This window comes from Microbispora cellulosiformans (assembly GCF_008728085.1).
Classification (GTDB): domain Bacteria; phylum Actinomycetota; class Actinomycetes; order Streptosporangiales; family Streptosporangiaceae; genus Microbispora; species Microbispora amethystogenes.
Genome location: NZ_VYTZ01000014.1, coordinates 1 through 20,240 on the forward strand (window position 1 = coordinate 1; position 20,240 = coordinate 20,240).

A 20,240-nucleotide genomic window follows, 5' to 3' on the forward strand; every position below is an offset into this window, starting at 1 on the left:
CTGGCCCGTTGGCGGGGTGACGGGCAGCTGGTCTTCGCGGGCCGGGCCGATGAGCAGGTGAAGATCCGCGGGTTCCGCATCGAACCCGGCGAGATCGAAGCCGTCCTGGCGAGCCATGAGTCGGTGGCGCAAGCGGTGGTGGTCGCCCGCGAGGACCGCCCGGGCGACAAGCGCCTGATCGCCTACATCGTCCCCACCACCGAAAACACCATCGAAAGCGGCGACACCAGCGACGGCAGCGGCACCGCTGGAAGCGGCGAGAGCGGCGGGGGTGGGAACAGCAGGAGCGATAGTGGCAGCAACCGTGGTGTGGACACGGCCGGGGTGCGGGAGCATGTGGCCGCGCGGTTGCCGGAGTACATGGTGCCGTCGGCGGTGGTGGTGCTGGAGCGGCTGCCGGTCACGGCCAACGGGAAGGTGGACCGGGCCGCGCTGCCCGCACCGGACCTGGCCGGTCTTGCCGGGCCGGCCGGTGGTCGTGCCCCGGCCACTCCCACCGAAGAGGTGCTCTGCGGGCTGTTCGCCGAAATCCTCGGGGTGGAGGAGATCGGCACGGACGCCTCCTTCTTCGACCTCGGCGGCGACTCCCTGCGGGCCATGCGGCTGCTGGCCCGGATCCGGTCCGTCCTCGAAACAGAGATCAGCATCGGCGCGCTGTTCGCCGAGCCGACCGTCGCCGGAGTGGCCCGGCTCATCGACGGCTCGGGCGAGACACGCAAAGCGCTGACGCCCATGCCACGGCCGGAGGCGCTGCCGCTGTCGTACGCCCAGCAGCGCATGTGGTTCCTCAACCGGTTGGAAGGCGCCGGGGAGGGCGCGGGCTACAACATGCCCCTGGCCCTGCGCCTGTCGGGTGATCTGGACGTCGCGGCGCTGGAGGCGGCCGTCGCCGACGTCGCCGACCGCCACGAGAGCCTGCGTACGATCTTCCCTGACCGGGACGGCGTGCCCTACCAGCGCGTCCTCGACCAGGCTCCGCCGCTGACCGTGCTGGAGACCACGGAGAACGAGGCCGGCGAAGTGATCGCCGCGCGGGCCCGCGACGGGTTCGACGTCAGCGTCGACCTGCCCTGGCGGGTCACGCTGCTCCGGCTGGCGCCCGCCGAGCACGTCCTCCTGACGGTGGTCCACCACATCGCCGCCGACGGCTGGTCGATGGGCGTGCTGTCCCGGGACCTGGTGGCCGCCTACGCGGCCCGCCACGAGGGCCGGGCGCCCGACTGGCGGCCGCTGCCGGTCCAGTACGCCGACTACGCCCTGTGGCAGCGGGAGGTCCTCGGCGACCTGGACGACCCCGGCAGCCTGATCAGCGGCCAGCTCGGCTACTGGCGGCAGGCGCTCGCCGGCATCCCCCAGGAGCTCGCCCTGCCCGTGGACCGGCCGCGCCCGGCCGTGTCCTCCTTCCGCGGCGCGACCGTGCCCGTCCGGGTCCCTCCGCAGGTCCACTCCCGGCTGGTTGAGCTCGCCCAGCGGGGCAAGGCCACCATGTTCATGGTCGTGCAGGCCGCGCTGGCGGTGCTGCTGTCGCGCATGGGAGCGGGCACCGACATCCCCATCGGCACGGCCGTGGCCGGGCGGGGTGAGCCGGCGCTGGACGACCTGGCCGGGTTCTTCGTCAACACGCTCGTGCTGCGCGCCGACCTCTCCGGCGACCCCACCTTCACCGAGCTGCTGTCCCGGGTGCGGGAGGCCGACCTGGCGGCGTACACCCATCAGGACCTTCCGTTCGAGCGCCTGGTCGAGGATCTGAACCCGCCCCGGTCGCTCGGGCGCAACCCGCTGTTCCAGGTCTCGCTCGCCGTGCAGAACGCGCCGGAGGGGAAGGGCGGGCTCTGGGACCTGCCGGGGCTGCGGGTCCGCCCGCTGTCCTCCGGGGACGAGGCCGGCGCGGCCAGGGTCGACCTCACCCTCGACCTGGCCGAGCACCGCGACGGCGAGGGCAGGCCGTCCGGCATCGCGGGCGTGCTGCTCTACGCCGCCGACCTGTTCGACGAGGGCACGGTCCGGGCACTGGCCGTACGGCTGGTGCGGGTGCTGGAGCAGGTGGTGTCCGATCCGGCCGTACGGCTGAGGAACGTCGACGTGCTGACGCGCGACGAGCGCTCGCGGACGCTGACGGAGTGGAACCGGACGGACCGCCCGGCCCCGGCCGGCACGCTCGCGGAGCTGTTCGAGGCGCAGGTGGCGCGTACGCCCGCCGCGACGGCGGTGATCGGCCCCGGACGGGAGTGGACGTACGCGGAGCTGGACCGCGCCGCGGACGGCGTGGCGCGCGACCTGCTGGCCCGGGGGGTGCGCCCGGGGGACCTCGTCGCGGTGCTGATGGAGCGCTCACCCGATCTGGTGGCGGTGCTGCTGGGCGTCGCGAAGGCGGGTGCCGGGTTCGTCCCGGTCGACCCGGCCTACCCGGCCGAGCGGATCGCGTTCATGCTGGCCGACGCCGCCCCCGCGCTGGTGCTGTGCACGCCGGAGACCCGGCCGGCGGCGCCGGAGGACGCGGTGGTGCTCGACGGCGTGCGCCTCGGCGAAGACTCCCCCAAAGACCCCGGCGAAGACCCCCGCGAAAACCCTGCCGGACACTCCGGTGAGCACCTCCGCCGGGGCCTCGGTGCACGCCCCGGCGACGACCCCGGCGGGCCCGTCCGGGTGGCGGGCCGGGTGGACGACGTCGCGTACGTCATCTACACCTCCGGCTCCACCGGTACGCCGAAGGGGGTCGTCGTCACCCATCGCGGCCTCGGCAACCTGGCGGCCGACCAGATCGCCGCGTTCGGCGTGCGCCCCGGCTCGCGGGTGCTGCAACTGGCCTCGCTGAGCTTCGACGCCTCGGTCTGGGAGCTGTGCATGGCGCTGCTGTCGGGGGCGTGCCTGGTGGTCGCGGGCGCCGACCGGCTGCCGCCGCACGGGACGCTGGCCGCCGTGACCGCCGAGTTCGGCGTGACGCACCTGACCGTGTCGCCGTCCGTGCTGGCCACGACCGAGGAACTGCCCGAGAGCCTGACCACGGTCGTGGTGGCGGGTGAGACGTGCCCGCCGTGGCTGCCCGGGCGCCTGCCGGGCCGCCGGGTGGTCAACGCGTACGGGCCGACCGAGGTGACGGTGTGCGCGACGATGAGCGGCCCGCTGGAGCCGGAGGCCGAGGTGACGATCGGCCGCCCGCTCGGCAACACCCGCGCCTACGTGCTGGACGAGTTCCTGACGCCGGTCCCCGTCGGCGTACGGGGCGAGCTGTACGTGGCCGGAGTGGGCCTCGCCCGCGGCTACCTGAACCGTCCCGGCCTCACCGCCGGGAGATTCGTCGCGTCGCCGTTCGCCGAGGGCGAGCGGATGTACCGGACCGGCGACGTCGTCAGCTGGACGCCCGGCGGCGAACTGCTGTTCACGGGCCGCGCCGACGACCAGGTGAAGGTGCGCGGCATCCGGGTCGAGCTGGGCGAGATCGAGGCGGTGCTGGCCGCCCACGAGAGCGTCGCCCAGGCGGCGGCGGTCGTCCGGGAGGACCGGCTGGAGATAAAGAGCCTGGTGGCGTACGTGGTGCCGGCCGGTGAGGCGGTGGACGCCGCGGCGCTGCGCGGATACCTCGCCGAACGGCTGCCCGACCACATGGTCCCCGCCTCCGTCGTGCCGCTGCCGGCGCTGCCCGTCACCGTCAACGGCAAGCTCGACAGGGCCGCGCTGCCCGCGCCCGAGCTCGCCGGGCTGGGGGGCCGCGACCCCGAGACCGCCGTGGAGGAGGTGCTCTGCGGGCTGTTCGCCGAGGTGCTGGGGCTGGAACGGGTCGGGGCGGAGGCGTCGTTCTTCGAGCTGGGCGGCGACTCGCTCCTGGCGATGAAGCTGATCACGCGCATCCGGGGCGTGCTCGGCGCCGACGTGGGCATCCGGTCGGTCTTCACCGCCCAGACCCCGGCGGGCATCGCCGCGTCGCTGGGCGCCGACGACCTCGGGCTGATCCTGCCGCTCAGGACCGAGGGTGACAAGCCGCCGCTCTTCTGCGTCCACCCGAGTTCCGGGCTGAGCTGGTGCTACGCCGAGCTCACCCGTCACCTGCCGGACGACCAGCCGGTGTACGGGCTGCAGGCCCGCGGGTTCGGCCCGGGCGAACTGCTGCCGGAGACGATCGAGGAGATGGCCCGGGACTACGTGGAGCAGATCCGGGCGGTGCAACCCGAGGGCCCGTACAACCTGCTCGGCTGGTCCTTCGGCGCGGCGGTCGCGCACGCGATGGCCACGCTCCTCCAGGAACGCGGCGAGAAGGTGAGCACGCTGATCAGCCTGGACGGCTATCCGTTCGATCCCGACGACCGGCAGGGCGACCCGGATCCCGGCGGTCAGCGGAACGGCGCGGCCGAGGGGCCCGGGCAGCCGAGGACCCGCGTGCTGTCGGAGATCCAGAAGGTCAACGCGAACAACTTCCGGTTACTCCGGAATTTCACCGCGAGTGTGTTCCAGGGCGATCTGACGCTGTTCGTCGCCACACAGGGACACGTCGAAAGCCCAGGCGCGGACGGTTGGGCCGACTATGTCCAAGGAAATATCGACAATATCCCGGTTAATACCGACCACGATGGCATGATGGCCGCGAAACCGATCGCGGACATCGCGCGAATCATTTCTCAGCGGTTGGGGGCATGAGTGGACGACAATACGGGCTCCGCCGAAGTCGCGGGACTCAGAAGACGGCTTTGGCTGACGGGCGTGCTGGCCGCCGCGCTCGCGGTCGCGGTGGCGGCGATGGCGGTCTACCTGGTGACGTCCTCACGCGGGGATGACGACCGCGCGGCCGCCGCGGCATCCTCCGCGTCTTCCCCTGTGGCCTCGCCCGCGGAGACGAACTCGCGGCATGCGCAGGCGGTGGCGTTCGTGAAGTGCCTGCGCGAGAACGGCGTGCCGAACTTCCCCGACCCCAGGCCCGACGGCGGGATCGGGCTCGATCCGTCCCTCATCGACGTCAACGGGCCCACGTACAAGAAGGCCGAGCAGGCGTGCAAGTCGCAGGCCCCCAAGGGCGACCGGCAGGGGGCGCCGGCGGGCGGCCAGCCTCAACCGGGTGGTCAGGCCGGTGCCCAGCCGGGACAGCCGCAGCCGGGAGACTCGCCCGGCGGTCAGCCCCAGGCGGCTCCGCAGGGGAACCGCCCACTGCCCGACGTGTCCAAGTACGTCGCCTGCATGCGTAAGAACGGCCTGCCGGACTTCCCGGAGCCCAACGCGGACGGCATGTTCACCGGAATCGACCTCGGCAGCGCGGAGTTCAAGGCCGCGCAGCAGACCTGCCAGAAGCTGCTGCCGGCGGACGCGCCGCGCCCGCCCTCCGCCTGACCCAGTCGCGCCTTCCCTCCGCACCCACTTCGGTGCTCCCCTCAGCGCCCCGGCCCGCGAATCCCCCCAGCGCGGGCCGGGGCTTTTAACGCCGCCTTACGAAACCCTGTCGAAACCGCTTACCCGATAGAAAGGAGGTCAGCGGAAAACCTCGCGAGTTATGGAGGATGAAATGTCCCCTATTGTTGGCCGCGCCCATCGGCGAAACGAACCGAATAGGCATCTTTACCGAACTGTCCCGGTCGTCCTGGCCGCCGCGGCCGTCGCCCTGCTCTCCACCGCCTGCACGGGAGGCGAGCCCGAGGCCCGGGCCGTGGCCAGAGTCACCTCCGACGCCGCCACCGGCGGCGGCGACACCGCGGGCGGCAACGGCGGCGCCGCCCAGTCCTCGGGGTCGGGCGACATCGTGGCGTACGCCAACTGCATGCGTCACAACGGCATCCCGAACTTCCCCGACCCGAAGCCCGGCGGCGGCATCGCCTTCCCCGAGGGCGGCGACATCGACCCGCAGTCTCCGGAGTTCAAGAAGGCCGAGGAGAAGTGCAAGCAGTACCTCCCCTCCGGCCCGCGCATCGACGCCAAGAACGACGCCGACCCGAACGCCGGCTGGCCCACCGCCGACAAGCTCAAGTACGCCCAGTGCATGCGTGAGAACGGCCTGCCGAAGTTCCCCGACCCGGACAAGAACGGCGGCTTCGCCTTCATGCAGGACAGCGGCATCGACCCGCAGTCGCCGCAGTTCCGGAAGGCGTCGGAGGCGTGCGCGAAGTACCAGCCGCAGAACCTCAGGCAGCAGCCCGGCCCCGGCGGCCCCGGCGGTCCCGCGGTGCAGGGCGGGGCCGGTTCGTGAGCACCACCGAGGTGCCGAGGCAGGCCACCGACACCACGGACGTCACTCCGCCCGCCGCCCTTCCGCCCGCGCCGCGCGGGCGACGGGGATGGCGCACCGCGATCGTCGTCGTCACCGTTGTCGCGGCGGCCGGCGTGACGGTCGCCGTCGTCAAGCCGTTCGACCGGAAGGCGGCTACCGGCACGATCCAGAACACCGCCCCGACCGGGCTCGCCCAGGTGACCAAGGGCACGCTGTCGGCCAGGACCATGGAGAACGGCACGCTCGGCTACGTCGGCAAGCTCCAGATCGTCGGCAAGGCGAGCGGCACGATCACCCGGCTGCCCGCCGTCGGCGACATCATCGGTCAGGGCAAGCCGCTCTACCGGGTGGACAACAAGCCGGTGATCTTCCTGAAGGGCACGGTCACCCCCGCGTACCGGGAGCTGAAGTGGGGGATGGAGGGCGCCGACGTGCGGCAGCTCAACGCCGCGCTCGTGGCGCTGAAGTACGCCAACAAGAAGAAGCTCAGCCCCAAGTCCGACTACTTCGGCGCGCGGACCTACTACGCCCTGGTCCGGCTGCAGAAGAAGATGGGCCTGAAGCAGACCGGGACGCTGCCGCTCGGGCAGGCGCTGTTCGTGCCGGCCGACGAGATCAGGGTCACCAAGGTCTCCGGGGTGCGCGGCACGGCCGCGATGCCCGGATCGGTCGTCCTCGAGGGCTCCTCCACCCGCCGTGAGGTCACGGTCGCCCTCAACGCCTACCAGCAGTCGGACGTCGTGACCGGTGACAAGGTCCTCATCACGCTGCCCACCGGCAAGACCACCCCCGGCGAGGTGTCCTCGGTCGGCAAGGTGGCCGAGAAGAAGAACGACGACAGCACCACCATCACGGTGCGCATCAGGCCGGAGAAGCCCAAGGACACCGGCCGGCTCGACCAGGCGCCGGTGCAGGTGTCGATCGTCACGGACACCGCGAAGGACGTGCTGTCGGTGCCGGTGAACGCACTGCTCGCCCTGGCCGGCGGAGGGTACGCCCTGGAGGTCGTCGAGGCGAACGGCTCGCACCGCCTGATCCCGGTGGAGGTGGGCCTGTTCGACGACGCCGCCGGGGTGGTCGAGGTGCGGGGCGAGGGGCTGCAGGTCGGCCAGAACGTGGTGGTGCCGGCGTCATGACCAGCCAGGAGGCGCGGACGATGGCCGTGGGCGACCGGCCCCGCATCGGTGAGCCGGTCATCCAGCTCGAGAACGTGACCAAGATCTACCCGGGCGCGTCGCCGGTCGTGGCCCTGGACAAGGCCACCTTCACCATCCGGCGGGGCGAACTGGTGGCCATCGTCGGCCCGTCGGGCTCGGGCAAGTCCACCCTGCTGCAGGTGATGGGCACGCTCGACCGCCCGACGTCCGGCCGGGTCAGGATCGTGGGGGAGGACGTGGCCCGCATGTCCGACCGCGCGCTGGCCCAGGTCAGGGCGACCCGGATCGGCTTCGTCTTCCAGCAGTTCTTCCTCGCCGAGCACGCCACGGCGCTGGAGAACGTCGCCGACGGGCTGCTGTACAGCGGCGTGCGGTACCGGTCCAGGCTCGCCGCGGCCCAGACCGCGCTGGAACGGGTCGGCCTCGGCCACCGCCTCCACCACCGCCCGTCCCAGCTCTCCGGAGGAGAGCGGCAACGGGTGGCCATCGCCAGGGCCCTGGTCGGCAACCCCGCGATCGTGCTGGCGGACGAGCCCACCGGCAACCTCGACAGCGTCTCCGGAAGCGCGATCTTCGAGCTCCTCCAGGAGCTCAACCGGGAGGGCGCGACCATCGTCATGATCACTCATGACCGGGCCCTGGCCGCGCGGCTGCGCCGCCGCATCGAGGTGCTCGACGGCCACATCGTGGCCGAGGTCAACGCCGACGAGGAGGAGGCCCTGCTGTGACCACCATGACGGCTTCCACCCGGATGCATCCGGCCGACGTCGCGAGGACCGCCGCCGTCGGCCTGCGGACAAGACGGATGCGGGCCCTGCTCTCCGCGCTGGGCATCTCGATCGGCGTCGCCGCCATGGTGGCGGTGCTGGGGCTGTCCGCCTCGTCGCAGGCCGGGCTGCTCGCCGAGATCGACAAGCTGGGCACCAACCTGCTCACCGTCACCCCCGGCCAGACGCTCAGCGGGAAGGACGCGAAACTCCCGCGCGAGGCGCCCGGGATGATCGCCAGGATCGGGCCGGTCGACTCGGTTGAGAGCACGGGCAAGACCTCGGCCAGCGTCTACCGCTCGCCCTACATTCCGAGCGTCAACACCAACGCGCTCACGGTCAGCGCCGCGAGCCTCGGCCTGCCGGCCGCGCTGCGGATGACGGTGGCCCAGGGCAGATACCTGAACGCCGCGACCGCCGACCAGCCGGTCGTGGTGCTCGGCTGGACCGCCGCGGCCAGGCTGGGCATCGCGAAGATCCATCCGGGCGCCCGGCTGTGGGTCGGCGGGCAGTGGTTCTACGTCGCCGGGATCCTCGGCAAGGCGAGCCTCGTGCAGGAAATCAACGAGTCGGTTCTCGTCGGGTACGGGGCCGCCGAGAAGTACCTCCACTTCGACGGCCATCCGACCAAGATTTACATCCGCGCCCAGACGGAGCAGGTCAAGGACGTGCAGCAGGTGCTGGCCGCCACCGCCTACCCGGAGCACGCGGACGAGGTCGTCGTCAGCCAGCCCTCCGCCGCGCTGGAGGCCCGCGCCGTCGCCCAGTCCGCCCTGAACGGACTGTTCCTCGGGCTCGGGGCGGTGGCCCTCCTCGTCGGCGGCATCGGCGTGGCCAACACCATGGTCATCTCCGTGCTCGAACGGCGCTCGGAGATCGGGCTCCGGCGCTCGCTCGGGGCCACCCGGGGCAACATCCGCCTGCAGTTCCTGTCCGAGGCGGTCCTGCTGGCCGCCATGGGCGGCATCGCCGGGGTCGTGCTCGGCGTCGGCGTCACCGCGGCCTACGCGCTCCTCAAGGGGTGGGCCACGGTCGTGCCGCCGATCGCGTGGGGAGGCGGGCTCGGCGCGGCCGTCCTCATCGGCGCGGTCGCCGGGCTGCTGCCGGCGCTGCGCGCGGCCCGCATGCAGCCCACCGAGGCACTCAGAACGGTCTGAACAGTCCTGCCCGCAGCCCGGCACCGCGCGACCGCGGTGCCGGGCTCGCTCGTCTTCGCCCCGGGTGTCCAAGCGCTGAAATTCGGCGGTTGGACACCAGCGCCCCCTTTATACCGGTATGACAGTCGATGTGGACAACGGTAATGGTTTTCGGTCCGCGCAAAGCGGTACATGATCGGGCGAAACCTTTTTGAAACCCCGGGATCTGTAGTAAGAAGAAGCACTGGGACGCGAACGGAAATGGGGAACCGGGGAAGCGCGATCCGCTTAAACGCCCCACCTGTCGTCCCTGTCAAGAGCGCCGGGCACCTGTTTCCGGTGCCATGGTGTCCAATTGCTGACAGCGGGGTCAGCGGGGCCGGTCACGGCGGACATCCTCAAACAGAGGAACCGACCGTCTGAAAAGGGCACCGTGCGCGTGATTCACAAGGGATTCGTGGACCAGTTGAACCGACGGGGACGCCACACTGTGGAGGCACGGTATGACCGGTGACCTGGAGCAGCTGATCGATGCCGACGGGGGGCAGGTGACCATGGTCGCGGTGGATTCTCTCGTTACGGGATTGTCTCCCAGAAAATCCGGAGAAGATCGCGAACATGTTTTACTGCTGGCCGCGGTGCCCGACGAGCTTCCGCCGATTCTGGTGCATTACCCGACGATGCGCGTCATCGACGGCGCGCACCGCCTGGCCGCCGCCCGCCTGCGCGGCGCGGCCCACATCGCCGTGCGGTTGTTCGACGGAGACGAGGTGGAGGCCTTCGTCCTCGCGGTACGGGCCAACGCCGCGCACGGGCTGCCCCTCTCGCTGAGCGATCGCAAGGCCGCCGCCGAGCGCATACTGAAGCTCCGCCCGCACTGGTCGGACCGCTATATCGCCTCGGTCGCGGGAATCAGCGCGAAGACGGTGGCCGAGATAAGGGCGGCCGGCGCCGAAATTCTGTCGCCGAACGCCCGGATCGGCCGCGACGGGCGGGTGCGCTCGGTGAACGCCGCCGAGGGCCGCAGGATCGCGATGGAACTGATCGCGGAAAATCCTGAATGGTCCTTACGGCAGATCGCGAAGGTGGCCGGAATCTCTCCGGAGACGGCCCGGGACGTCAGAAACAAAATGCGCCGTCAGGAGGATCCGGTGGCGGGCCGGCGGCCCAGGCCGCAGGCGGCTCCGGTCGACGATCCCGACGCGCGCGACGATCTCGGAGAACTGCGCCAGGGAATCGAGCGGTTGCGCTCGGATCCCGAACTCATCGGCAGCCCGGCGGGCCGCGCGTTGCTCAGGCTGCTGAGCGCCCACCTGGCGGAGGTCGAGCGGTGGAAACGCCTGGGTGAACGCGTGCCGCCGTACCTCGGAGGCGTGCCGCCGTACTGGGGTGACATCGTCGCCTCCCTTGCCTTCGAATGCGGAAACATTTGGGACGAGTTCGCGCAGCGCGTCCAGGAACGGGTCGAGGAGACCGTCTGACTCTTGGTTAGACTAGACCGCGCACGGTTTCGCCGCGGTTTCATTCCCGGCCCGGCTGCCGATACCTCATCGAAACCAGTGATCCCGTAGAACGTCTCGTGCCGGGAATGCACGGGGCGTATGGGGTCCCGTCCCGGAGTCGAAGCGTCGGTTGGGCCGGCCCGGGCCGGCCCAACCGACGTCGTTTCCGCCTGTTCGAATTCACTCGGCGAGCGCGACCGAATGCGAGGTCTCGGCCGTTTTCGCATCGATGGTTATATTTTTTCTGGCCTGCGGAGAACCGTAGGCGTCCCCGGTACCTGTTCCGCTTCCCATACAGGTGAGCAGACCGTGAGGAGTCCTCGTTGCAGTTCGCGCCGGATCCGGATTTCTATTCGGTGGTGGAAGTCGAGATCAGTTCGCTGTCGATCGGGGGTTCTCCGCGAAGTTCGGGGGAGAGCCGTGAGCATGTGGAACTGCTGGCCGCCGCCACCGGCCCCCTGCCGCCGATCGTCGTGCACCGGCCCACCATGCGGGTCATCGACGGCATGCACCGTCTCAGGGCCGCCCAGTTGTGTGGGCGGCGGACGATTCCCACCCGGTTCTTCGACGGCCCGGAGGGCGACGCCTTCGTCCTGTCCGTCAGGCTGAACATCGCCCACGGCCTGCCGCTGTCGCTGCCCGACCGCAAGAGCGCCGCCGCGAAGATCATCGAATCACATCCCGACTGGTCCGACCGGCTGATCGCCTCGACCACCGGCCTGTCGGCCAAGACGATCTCCGAGCTGCGCAGACGCACGGCGCCGGAGTCGCCCTGCGTGGCCAGGATCGGCAGGGACGGCCGGGTCCGCTCCATCAACCGCGTCTCGGGGCGCACCCTGGCCTACGACCTGATGACCAAGGATCCCAGCCTCTCCTTCCGGCACATCGCGAGGATCGCCGGCATCTCGCCCGAGACCGTGCGCGACGTCAGGAAGCGCATGCACAGGGGAGAGAGCCCGGTGCCGGCGGGACGGCACAAACGTGCGGTGCCGGGCGAGCTTCCCCCCGCCGGACCGGTGGACCGGCCCGGCGCCCGGCGCGCCCTGGAACAGCCGCCGGCGGCGATCGTCGACCGGCTGAAGGCCGATCCGGCGCTGCGCCTCAACGAGAACGGCCGCGACCTCCTGCGCCTGCTGAATATCCATACCATTCCGCGGGAGGACTGGGTCAAGATCGTGGACAGCATTCCGCCGCACTGCGCGGAAATCATCGTCCAACTCGCGCGCGGATGCGCGCAGGGATGGCGGGAGTGCGCCACCCGGCTCGAACGAAAAATATCGAAGACGTGACCGGAGCCCCCGCCGGACAAATACGCGGTTGGACGCCGGGGGGCCGCAGCGAATATGCGAGTAAATTTGTCCCCGCCTGCTCCATAAACACTTGTACGGCGACGGAGGCGCGGCCGGTGGACATTCTTTCGATCGACCACATCGAGTTATTCGCCGAGGACGCGGAACGCACCGCGGCCGGTCTGCGCGATTCCTACGGATTCACCGTGGCGGGTCGCGGCGGGCCGCAGACCGGCCTGCCGGACTGCCGCTCGGTCCTGCTCAGGCAGCGCGACATCACCGTCCTGGTGACCTCCGCCATCGGCGGCGGCCACCGCGCCGCCGAGTACGTCGGGCGGCACGGCGAGGGCGTCGCGGTGATCGGCCTGGCCGTGCCCGACGCCCGCGAGGCGTTCGCCAGGGCGGTGGAACGCGGGGCGGCGCCGGTCGCCCCGCCCACCGAGTTCGGCCCGGAGGGCGCCCGTGTCACCTTCGCCTCCGTGGCCGGGTTCGGCGACGTCGAGCACCGCTTCACCTCGCGTGAGTCGCCCGGCGCGCCGTTCGCCCCCGGCACCATCGTCGAGACCGGCGCCGCCGGCTCACCGGACGGGCTTCTCCGCGTGATCGACCACTTCGCCGTGTGCGTGCCCGCCGGCGAGCTCGGCCCGACGATCCGCCACTACCAGGACGTGTTCGGGTTCGAGCAGACCTTCGAGGAGCGGATCATCGTCGGCTCCCAGGCGATGGACTCCAAGGTGGTCCAGAGCGTCTCCCGGCAGGTGACCCTCACCGTCATCGAGCCGGACACCACGAGGGCGCCCGGGCAGATCGACGCGTTCGTCCGCGCGCACGACGGGGCGGGCGTCCAGCACGTCGCGTTCCTCACCGACGACATCGCCTCGGCCGTGCGCACCTGCTCCGAGCGGGGCGTGCGCTTCCTCACCACACCGGGGGCCTACTACGACAACCTGCCCGGACGGCTGGGCGACGTCGAGGTGCCCGTCGACGACCTGCGCGAGCTGAACATCCTGGCGGACCGCGACCACTCGGGCGTACTGCTGCAGATCTTCACCGAGTCGCGGCACCCCCGGGGGACCCTCTTCTACGAGCTGATCGACCGCCGCGGCGCCCGGACGTTCGGCAGCAACAACATCAAGGCCCTCTACGAGGCCGTCTCCCGGCAGTCGGCGGCGAACGAGGCCGGCCGGATCTGACCATGACCATCCACGCGATCAGCGGCGCCATCCGGGTCGAGGAGAACGCGAGCGAGGCGATCCTCGGGGCGACCGCCGAACTCGTCACCGCCGTGCTCACCCGCAACGGCCTCGTGGCCGACGACGTCGTCAGCGTGCTCCTCACCGCCACACCCGACCTGACCGCCGCGTTCCCGGCGCGGGGCGCCCGCCTGACCGGCCTGCACGAGGTGCCCCTGATGTGCGCGCACGAGCCGCCGGTGCCCGGTGGCATGCCGCGCGTCGTCCGCCTGGTGGCGCACGTCGACGTGGAGCGCCCGCGCTCGGAGCTCCGGCACGTCTACCTGCGCGGCGCCGAGGCGTCGTACGCCGCCGAGATGGCGAGCCGGTGAGCCGGGTGGAGACCAAGGTCGCGCCGGGGCGGGTGGCGGTCATCGGCACCGGGCTCATCGGCACCTCGATCGCGCTCGCGCTGCGCGGGCGGGGCACCGAGGTGCTGCTCGCCGACCGTGACCCGGCCGCCGTCCGGCTGGCCGTGGACGCGGGGGCCGGCACGCCGCTGTACGGCCGCCCGCACGAGCCCCGCGAACCGTCCGAGCCGCTGGAGTCGTCCGAACCGGCCGACCTGGCGATCCTGGCGGTGCCGCCGGGGGCCGTGCCCGCGGCCCTGCTGGAGGCGCAGAAACGCGGCGTCGCCCGTGTCTACACCGACGTCGCGAGCGTCAAGGAACGCCCGATGGCCGAGGCCGTACGGCTCGGCTGCGACATGACGACCTACGTCGGCGGCCATCCCATGGGCGGCAGGGAGCGCTCCGGCCCGCTGGCCGCCCAGGCCGACCTCTTCCTCGGCCGCCCCTGGGTGCTGTGCCCCACGCGGGACACCGGCGAGGAGGTCGTCGGCGCGGCGACCGCGCTCATCCTGGCCTGCGGCGCCACGCCGGTCGTCATGCACGCCGCCGACCACGACCGGGCGGTCGCCCTGATCTCCCACACCCCCCACGTGGTGTCGGCGGCGATGGCCGCCCGCTTCGCCGGCGCGCCCGGCGGCGTGCTGGCCCTGACCGGGCAGGGCGCCCGCGACGTGACCAGGATCGCGGCCGGCGACCCCGAACTGTGGCTCGGCATCCTGTGCGCCAACGCGCGGCCGATCGCGGACCTGCTGGAGGAGGTCGCCCGCGACCTCGTCGCGGCCGCCGCCGGCCTGCGCGAGGGGGAGGCGGAGGGCGCCGTCGCCGATCTGCTCGCCAGGGGAGTGGCCGGCCACGGCCGGATCCCCGGCAAGCACGGCGGGCGGCCCCGCCGCTACACCGCCGTGCCCGTCCTGGTCGCCGACCGGCCGGGCGAGCTCGCACTGCTCTTCCAGGCCGCGGGAGTGGCGGGGATCAACATCGAGGACGTCGCGATCGAGCACTCGCCCGGACGCTCCGTCGGCCTGGTGGAGCTGTCGGTGCGGCCGGAGTCGGCCCAGGACCTGGCCCGTGAGCTGCGCGCCCGCGGATGGTCCGTCCCCGTCGGGGAGGGCGATTGAGCGGCCGCCGCACCGCACCGTATCCAGACGGAGGGACACCCGAGATGCCTGCGAACAACGCCCCCGTGACGCTCAGGGACTACCGCGAGCTCGCCCGGAAACTGGTCGATCCCTCGGTCTGGGACTTCTGGGAAGGCGGCGCGGGCGAGGAGAGCACGCTCGCCGCCAACACCGAGGCGTTCGACCGGCTGCGCCTGAACCCGTCGGTGCTGCGCGGCGTGCACCGGCCGGAGACCACGGTCAAGATCCTCGGCGAGACCTGGGACGCGCCGGTCGCGATCGCCCCGCTGGCCCTGCAGACGATGGCGCACCCCCTGGGCGAGGTGGCCACCGTGCGCGGCACGGCGGCGGCGGCCCGCGTGCCAGTGATCGTCAGCATGATGGCCGGGCGCACCGTGGAGGACGTGGCCGCCGAGGCGGAGGTCCCGCTCTGGCTCCAGGTGTACTGCCTGCGCGACCGGGAGCTCACCCGCCACGTCGTCGAGCGCGCCGAGCGGGCGGGGTTCGGCGCGCTCGTCCTCACCGTCGACGCGCCCCACCTCGGACGGCGCCTCCGCGACGAGCGGAACGGGTTCCGGGTGCCCGCGTCCGTCTTCCCCGCCAACCTCTACACCGCCGACCTCGGCCGGGACGGCTTCACCTCGCCCGCCGGGCACGCCGGCGCGGAGTTCGACCCCGGCCTCGACTGGTCGGTGGTGGCCTGGATGCGGTCGGTCAGCCGGCTGCCGATCCTGCTGAAGGGCATCCTGACGGACGCCGACGCCGAACGCGCGATCGAGGCCGGAGCCGACGGCATCGTGGTCTCCAACCACGGCGGACGCCAGCTCGACGGCGTCCCGGCCGGCGTCGAGGTGCTGCCCGAGATCACCGCGGCCGTGGCCGGGCGGGTGCCCGTGCTGCTCGACGGCGGCGTCCGCCGGGGCCGCGACGTGCTGGCCGCCCTCGCGCTCGGCGCCGACGCGGTGCTGCTCGGCCGTCCGGTGCTGCACGGCCTCGCGGTCGCCCAGGAGGAGGGCGTGGCCCGCGTGCTCACGATCCTCCTGGAGGAACTGCGCGATGCCATGACGCTGACCGGGACCGGCACGGTCGCCGGGGCGGGGCCCGAGCTGGTGCGCCCCGGCGCCGCCCGCCCGAGCCCGGAGCCTTCGCTGCCGGAGACCCCGGCGCTTTCGGGAACCACGGCGGTGACGGAGATCGCGGCGCTGCCGGGCACCGCGCCGCTGCCGGGAACGGTGCCGGTGGAAACGGTGCCGGTGGGAGGCGGACTGCGGCGGGCCGACCTGCACTCCAGCGTCTCCGACCCCGTCATGGACACGATGAACTTCCTGAACGAGGTGACGAGCCGCTATCCCGAGGCGATCTCGTTCGCTCCCGGCCGGCCGTACGCCGGGTTCTTCGAGACCGAGCAGATCTTCTCCCAGATCCGTGCGTACCTGGACCATCTCGCCGCGCAGGGCGCGACGCCGGAGCAGGTCAGGGACGCCGTGTTCCAGTACGGCCCCTCGGCGGGCCGCATCCGCGAGATCATCGCGCGGTCGCTCCGGGTCGACGAGGGCATCGACGTCCCGCCCGAGTCGATCGTGGTCACCGTCGGCTGCCAGGAGGCGATGTTCCTGGCGCTGCGGGCGCTCATCTCCGGCCCGGACGACGTGCTGATCGTCTCCAGCCCCTGCTACGTGGGCATCACCGGGGCGGCGCTGCTGCTGGACGTCGAGCTGACCGCGGTCGAGGAGCGCGAGGACGGGCTGTCCTGCGCCGACCTGGAGGCCGCCGTCCTGGCCGAGCGGGCCCGGGGCCGCCGCCCCCGGGCGGTGTACGTGGTGCCCGACCACTCCAACCCCTCCGGCACGACGATGCCGCTGGCGGCCCGGCACGAGCTCATCGACCTCGCAGCCCGGCACGACCTGCTGATCCTGGAGGACAGCCCCTACCGGCTGGTCAGCCCGGGCGCCCGGGTGCCGACGCTGAAGGCGCTCGACCGCGGGCGCCGGGTCGTCCATCTCGGGTCTTATTCCAAGTCGGTCTTCCCGGGCGCGCGGGTCGGCTTCGCGGTCGCCGACCAGGAGGTCGTGGACTCGGGCGGCCGCCCGGTGCTGCTCGCCGACGAGCTCGCCAAGATCAAGAGCATGGTGACCGTCAACACCTCGCCGCTCAGCCAGGCCGCCGTGGCCGGGGCGCTGCTCGCCGCCGACGGGAGGGTCTCCGCGCTCAACCGCGGGACCGCCGAATACTACGGGGACGCCATGCGGCACACGCTCGCCTGCCTGGAACGCCGCTTCGCCGGGGTGCCGGGGGTGCGCTGGAACTCTCCCACCGGCGGCTTCTTCCTGGCCCTGCACGTCCCCTTCCGCGCCGACAACGCGGCGCTGGCCCGCTCCGCGCAGGACTTCGGGGTCATCTGGACGCCGATGTCGTACTTCTATCCGCAGGGCGGGGGCGAGCACACCATCCGGCTGTCCACCAGCTACCTCACCCACGAGGAGATCGAGGAGGGCGTCGCCCGGCTGGCGGAGTTCATCGCGGCGGAGAGGCACGCGGATGAGCGTCGTTGACAACGGGGTCGCCGCCCGCCCGGCTCCCGGCCCGGCGGCCGATCCCCGCGACCCGCTGGCCCGGCTCGCCACGCTCCTCGACGAGGGCCCGCTGCGGCCGATCGCCCCGCCGGACCAGTCGGGTGTGTGCGCCGTACGCGGCCGGATCGAGGGCGTGCCCGTGGTCGCGTTCTGCAGCGACGCCCGCGTGCAGGGCGGCGCGATGGGCAGCCAGGGCTGCGACCACATCGTGCGCGCCTACGACCTCGCCGCCCGCGAGCGGCTGCCCGTGATCGGCGTCTGGCACTCCGGCGGCGCCCGGCTGGCCGAGGGCGTCGAGTCGCTACACGCGGTGGGCCGCGTCTTCGAGGTGATGACCAGGAACTCGGGCGTCGTCCCGCAGATCTCCGTCGTCGTCGGCGCGGCGGCCGGAGGCGCGGCGTACGGACCGGCGCTGACCGACCTGGTGATCCTCGCCGACACCGGGCGGATCTTCGTCACCGGTCCCGACGTGGTTCGCAGCGTCACCGGCGAGGAGATCGACACGGCCGCCCTGGGCGGCCCGGAGCCGCACGGCAGGCGCAGCGGCGTCGTCCACGTGGTGACGGAGTCCGAGGCCGAGGCGATGACACGGGCCCGTCAGCTCGCGGTCCTGCTCGGGCACCAGGGACGGCTGCGCGCCGTGGAGGAGACGGCGTTCCCGGTGGCCCTGCCCGACAACCCGCGCCGCGCCTACGACGTGCACCCCCTGATCCGGGCCGTCCTCGACGAGGGGACCGAGGTCGAACTGCACCGCAGATGGGCGCCCAACATCGTCACCACCCTGGGCCGCCTGGGCGGCCGCACGATCGGGGTCGTCGCCAACAACCCACTCAAACTCGGCGGGTGCCTCGACGCGGCCTCCGCCGAGAAGGCCGCCCGCTTCGTTCGGATGTGTGATGCCTTCGGGGTGCCGCTGCTGGTGCTGGTGGACGTCCCCGGCTACCTGCCCGGCGTCGGCCAGGAGCACAACGGGGTGGTCAGGCGGGGCGCCAAACTGCTGCACGCCTTCGCCGAGGCGTCCGTGCCGAGGGTGACCCTGCTCACCGGCAAGGCGTACGGCGGCGCCTACATCGCCATGAACTCCCGCGCGCTGGGCGCCACCCGGGTGCTCGCCTGGCCCAGGGCGGTCATCGCGGTGATGGGCCCGGTCGCGGCCGTACGGATCCTCAGGCGGCGCGACCTCGCCGCGGTCTCCGAGGAGGAACGCCCGGAACTGGAGCGGCGTCTGGCCGAGGAGCACGAGAAGGAGGTCGGCGGCCTCGGCCGCGCCGTGGAGCTCGGCGTGGTCGACGAGGTCATCGACCCGGCCACGACCCGGACCGCGATCGTCAGGGCCCTGGCCCGGACCACCCCCGCCCGCGGCGCCCACGGCAACATCCCGCTCTGACCCCGCCAGCCCCGCTCTGACCCCCGCCGCTGGTCCACATGGCTGGTCCAGCGCGGCCGAGTCCACCCGCGTGACCCACCCCCGTAACTGCCCGCGTTCCCCTCTGCCGCGTACACACATCGACGCGAACCAGGAGACCCCTATGCCCGGAACAGTCGTCGTGACGGCCGTGGAGGCGGTGGGCCCCGACCCGGTGCTCGCCTTCCTCCTCCAGGTCGTCGTCCTGCTGACGTCGGCCATGGTGCTCGGGCGCGTCGCCGTCCGGCTGGGCCTGCCCGCCATCGTCGGCGAGTTGTGCGTCGGCGTGCTGCTCGGCCCGTCGGTGCTGGGCCACGCCGCGCCCGCGCTGTCGCACTGGCTCCTGCCGCAGGGCGCCGACAAGACGGGCCTCTTCGGCGGGCTCGCCCAGATCGGCGTGCTACTGCTGATCGGCCTGACCGGCGTCGGCATCGACGGCGCGCTCTTCCGCCGCAAGGGCCGCGCTGCGCTGCGCGTCGGGATCCTGGCGCTGGTCGTGCCGCTTTCGCTGGGCGTGCTCGCCGGCTGGCTGATGCCGGAGCGGCAACTGCCGGCGGGCGCCGACCGACCCACGGCGGCGCTGTTCCTCGGCGTGGCGATGGGCATCAGCGCCTTGCCCGTCACCGCGAAGATCCTCATGGACATGAAGCTGTTCCACCGCAACGTGGGGCAGCTCACGCTCATGGCGGCGGCCCTGGACGACGTCGCCGGGTGGGTCCTGCTGTCGTTCGCGTCCGTCATGGTGACGGCCGGGCTGGGCGGCGGCAACGCCGTGGCGCTCCTGTATCCCTGCGCCTTCGTCACGGTGGCCTGGCTGGCGGGCCGCCCGCTGACCCGGCTGGCCGTACGCCTGGCGATGCGCTCCGCCGACGCCGGACCGGTGATCGTGGTCACGATCGCCGTCACCCTGTGCTGCGCGGCGACCGCGCACGTGCTCGGCATGGACGCCGTCTTCGGCGCGTTCGTCGGCGGCCTGCTGGTCGGGTCCGCGAGAGAAGACGTGGCGGCCCGGCTCGCGCCGCTGCGCACCGTCACGCTCGCCGTCCTGGCCCCGCTGTTCTTCGCCACCGCCGGGCTCCACGTGGACCTGCTGGTCCTGGCCGATCCCGGGATCGTCGTGCTCGGGCTCGTGCTGCTCCTGATCGCCATCCTGGGCAAGTTCGCGGGAGCGTACGCCGGCGCCAGGCTCGTGGGGCTGACCTCCTGGGAGGGGGTCGCCGTCGGAGCGGGCCTGAACGCCCGCGGGGTGGTGGAGATCGTGGTGGCGGGCGTCGGGCTGCGGCTCGGCGTGCTGAACGACGAGCTCTACACGATCATCGTGCTCATCGCGATCATCACCTCGATCATGGCGCCGCCGATCCTGCGCGCCGCGATGTCGCGGATCGAGCAGACGGCCGAGGAACGCCTGCGCGCCATGCACGCCGACCCCGCACCCCTCGAACACTGACCCCCGAACCCCGAGCCCAGAACACCGAGCCCCGAATGCTGGGGCCTGAGCACTGGTGCGGGAACCTTGGGGCTCGG

The 20,240-nt window shown here is 72.3% G+C and carries 14 protein-coding genes; all 14 read left to right on the forward strand.

Annotated elements, in window-relative coordinates; genetic code table 11:
• A partial coding sequence (locus F5972_RS29565; protein ID WP_150938137.1) for an amino acid adenylation domain-containing protein occupies positions 1-4,632 on the forward strand: 4,632 nt, incomplete at its 5' end.
• The gene (locus F5972_RS29570) at positions 4,633-5,316 is read left to right on the forward strand and encodes a hypothetical protein (protein WP_150938139.1); all 684 of its coding nucleotides are present in this window, start codon (positions 4,633-4,635) and stop codon (positions 5,314-5,316) included. It begins immediately after the preceding gene.
• Positions 5,317-5,488: 172 nt separating this feature from the next.
• Positions 5,489-6,166 carry a hypothetical protein gene (locus F5972_RS29575; RefSeq protein ID WP_150938141.1) on the forward strand — a complete coding sequence of 226 codons (678 nt, stop codon included), beginning with the start codon at positions 5,489-5,491 and terminating at the stop codon, positions 6,164-6,166.
• Entirely contained in the window at positions 6,163-7,323 is a 1,161-nt protein-coding gene (locus tag F5972_RS29580; RefSeq protein ID WP_150938143.1) for an efflux RND transporter periplasmic adaptor subunit, read from the forward strand. Before F5972_RS29575 ends, F5972_RS29580 begins: the two co-directional genes overlap by 4 nt.
• Positions 7,320-8,072, forward strand: a complete 753-nt coding sequence (locus F5972_RS29585) for an ABC transporter ATP-binding protein (RefSeq protein ID WP_150938145.1) — start codon at positions 7,320-7,322, stop codon at positions 8,070-8,072. The genes F5972_RS29580 and F5972_RS29585 overlap by 4 nt, the downstream gene beginning before the upstream one ends.
• Positions 8,073-8,077: 5 nt before the next feature.
• Positions 8,078-9,268 carry an ABC transporter permease gene (locus tag F5972_RS29590; RefSeq protein ID WP_150938386.1) on the forward strand — a complete coding sequence of 397 codons (1,191 nt, stop codon included), beginning with the start codon at positions 8,078-8,080 and terminating at the stop codon, positions 9,266-9,268.
• A 482-nt stretch (positions 9,269-9,750) separates the two neighbouring features.
• The gene (locus tag F5972_RS29595; RefSeq protein ID WP_225312016.1) at positions 9,751-10,728 is read left to right on the forward strand and encodes a streptomycin biosynthesis protein; all 978 of its coding nucleotides are present in this window, start codon (positions 9,751-9,753) and stop codon (positions 10,726-10,728) included.
• Between the two features lie 344 nt (positions 10,729-11,072).
• A complete protein-coding gene (locus tag F5972_RS29600) occupies positions 11,073-12,038 on the forward strand; it encodes a ParB/RepB/Spo0J family partition protein (protein ID WP_150938147.1) in 966 nt (321 codons plus the stop codon).
• 116 nt (positions 12,039-12,154) lie between these two features.
• The gene (hppD, locus tag F5972_RS29605) at positions 12,155-13,231 is read left to right on the forward strand and encodes a 4-hydroxyphenylpyruvate dioxygenase (protein ID WP_150938149.1); all 1,077 of its coding nucleotides are present in this window, start codon (positions 12,155-12,157) and stop codon (positions 13,229-13,231) included.
• A gap of 2 nt (positions 13,232-13,233) precedes the next feature.
• The gene (gene aroH, locus F5972_RS29610) at positions 13,234-13,602 is read left to right on the forward strand and encodes a chorismate mutase (RefSeq protein WP_150938150.1); all 369 of its coding nucleotides are present in this window, start codon (positions 13,234-13,236) and stop codon (positions 13,600-13,602) included.
• Entirely contained in the window at positions 13,599-14,738 is a 1,140-nt protein-coding gene (locus F5972_RS29615) for a prephenate dehydrogenase (protein WP_225312017.1), read from the forward strand. Before aroH ends, F5972_RS29615 begins: the two co-directional genes overlap by 4 nt.
• 44 nt (positions 14,739-14,782) lie before the next feature.
• Positions 14,783-17,290 carry an aminotransferase class I/II-fold pyridoxal phosphate-dependent enzyme gene (locus F5972_RS29620; RefSeq protein WP_150938152.1) on the forward strand — a complete coding sequence of 836 codons (2,508 nt, stop codon included), beginning with the start codon at positions 14,783-14,785 and terminating at the stop codon, positions 17,288-17,290.
• On the forward strand, positions 17,277-18,698 hold the full coding sequence (locus tag F5972_RS29625; protein WP_150938154.1) for an acyl-CoA carboxylase subunit beta: 1,422 nt from the start codon (positions 17,277-17,279) through the stop codon (positions 18,696-18,698). The genes F5972_RS29620 and F5972_RS29625 overlap by 14 nt, the downstream gene beginning before the upstream one ends.
• 142 nt (positions 18,699-18,840) lie before the next feature.
• On the forward strand, positions 18,841-20,163 hold the full coding sequence (locus F5972_RS29630; RefSeq protein WP_150938156.1) for a cation:proton antiporter: 1,323 nt from the start codon (positions 18,841-18,843) through the stop codon (positions 20,161-20,163).
• Positions 20,164-20,240: the final 77 nt, after the last annotated feature.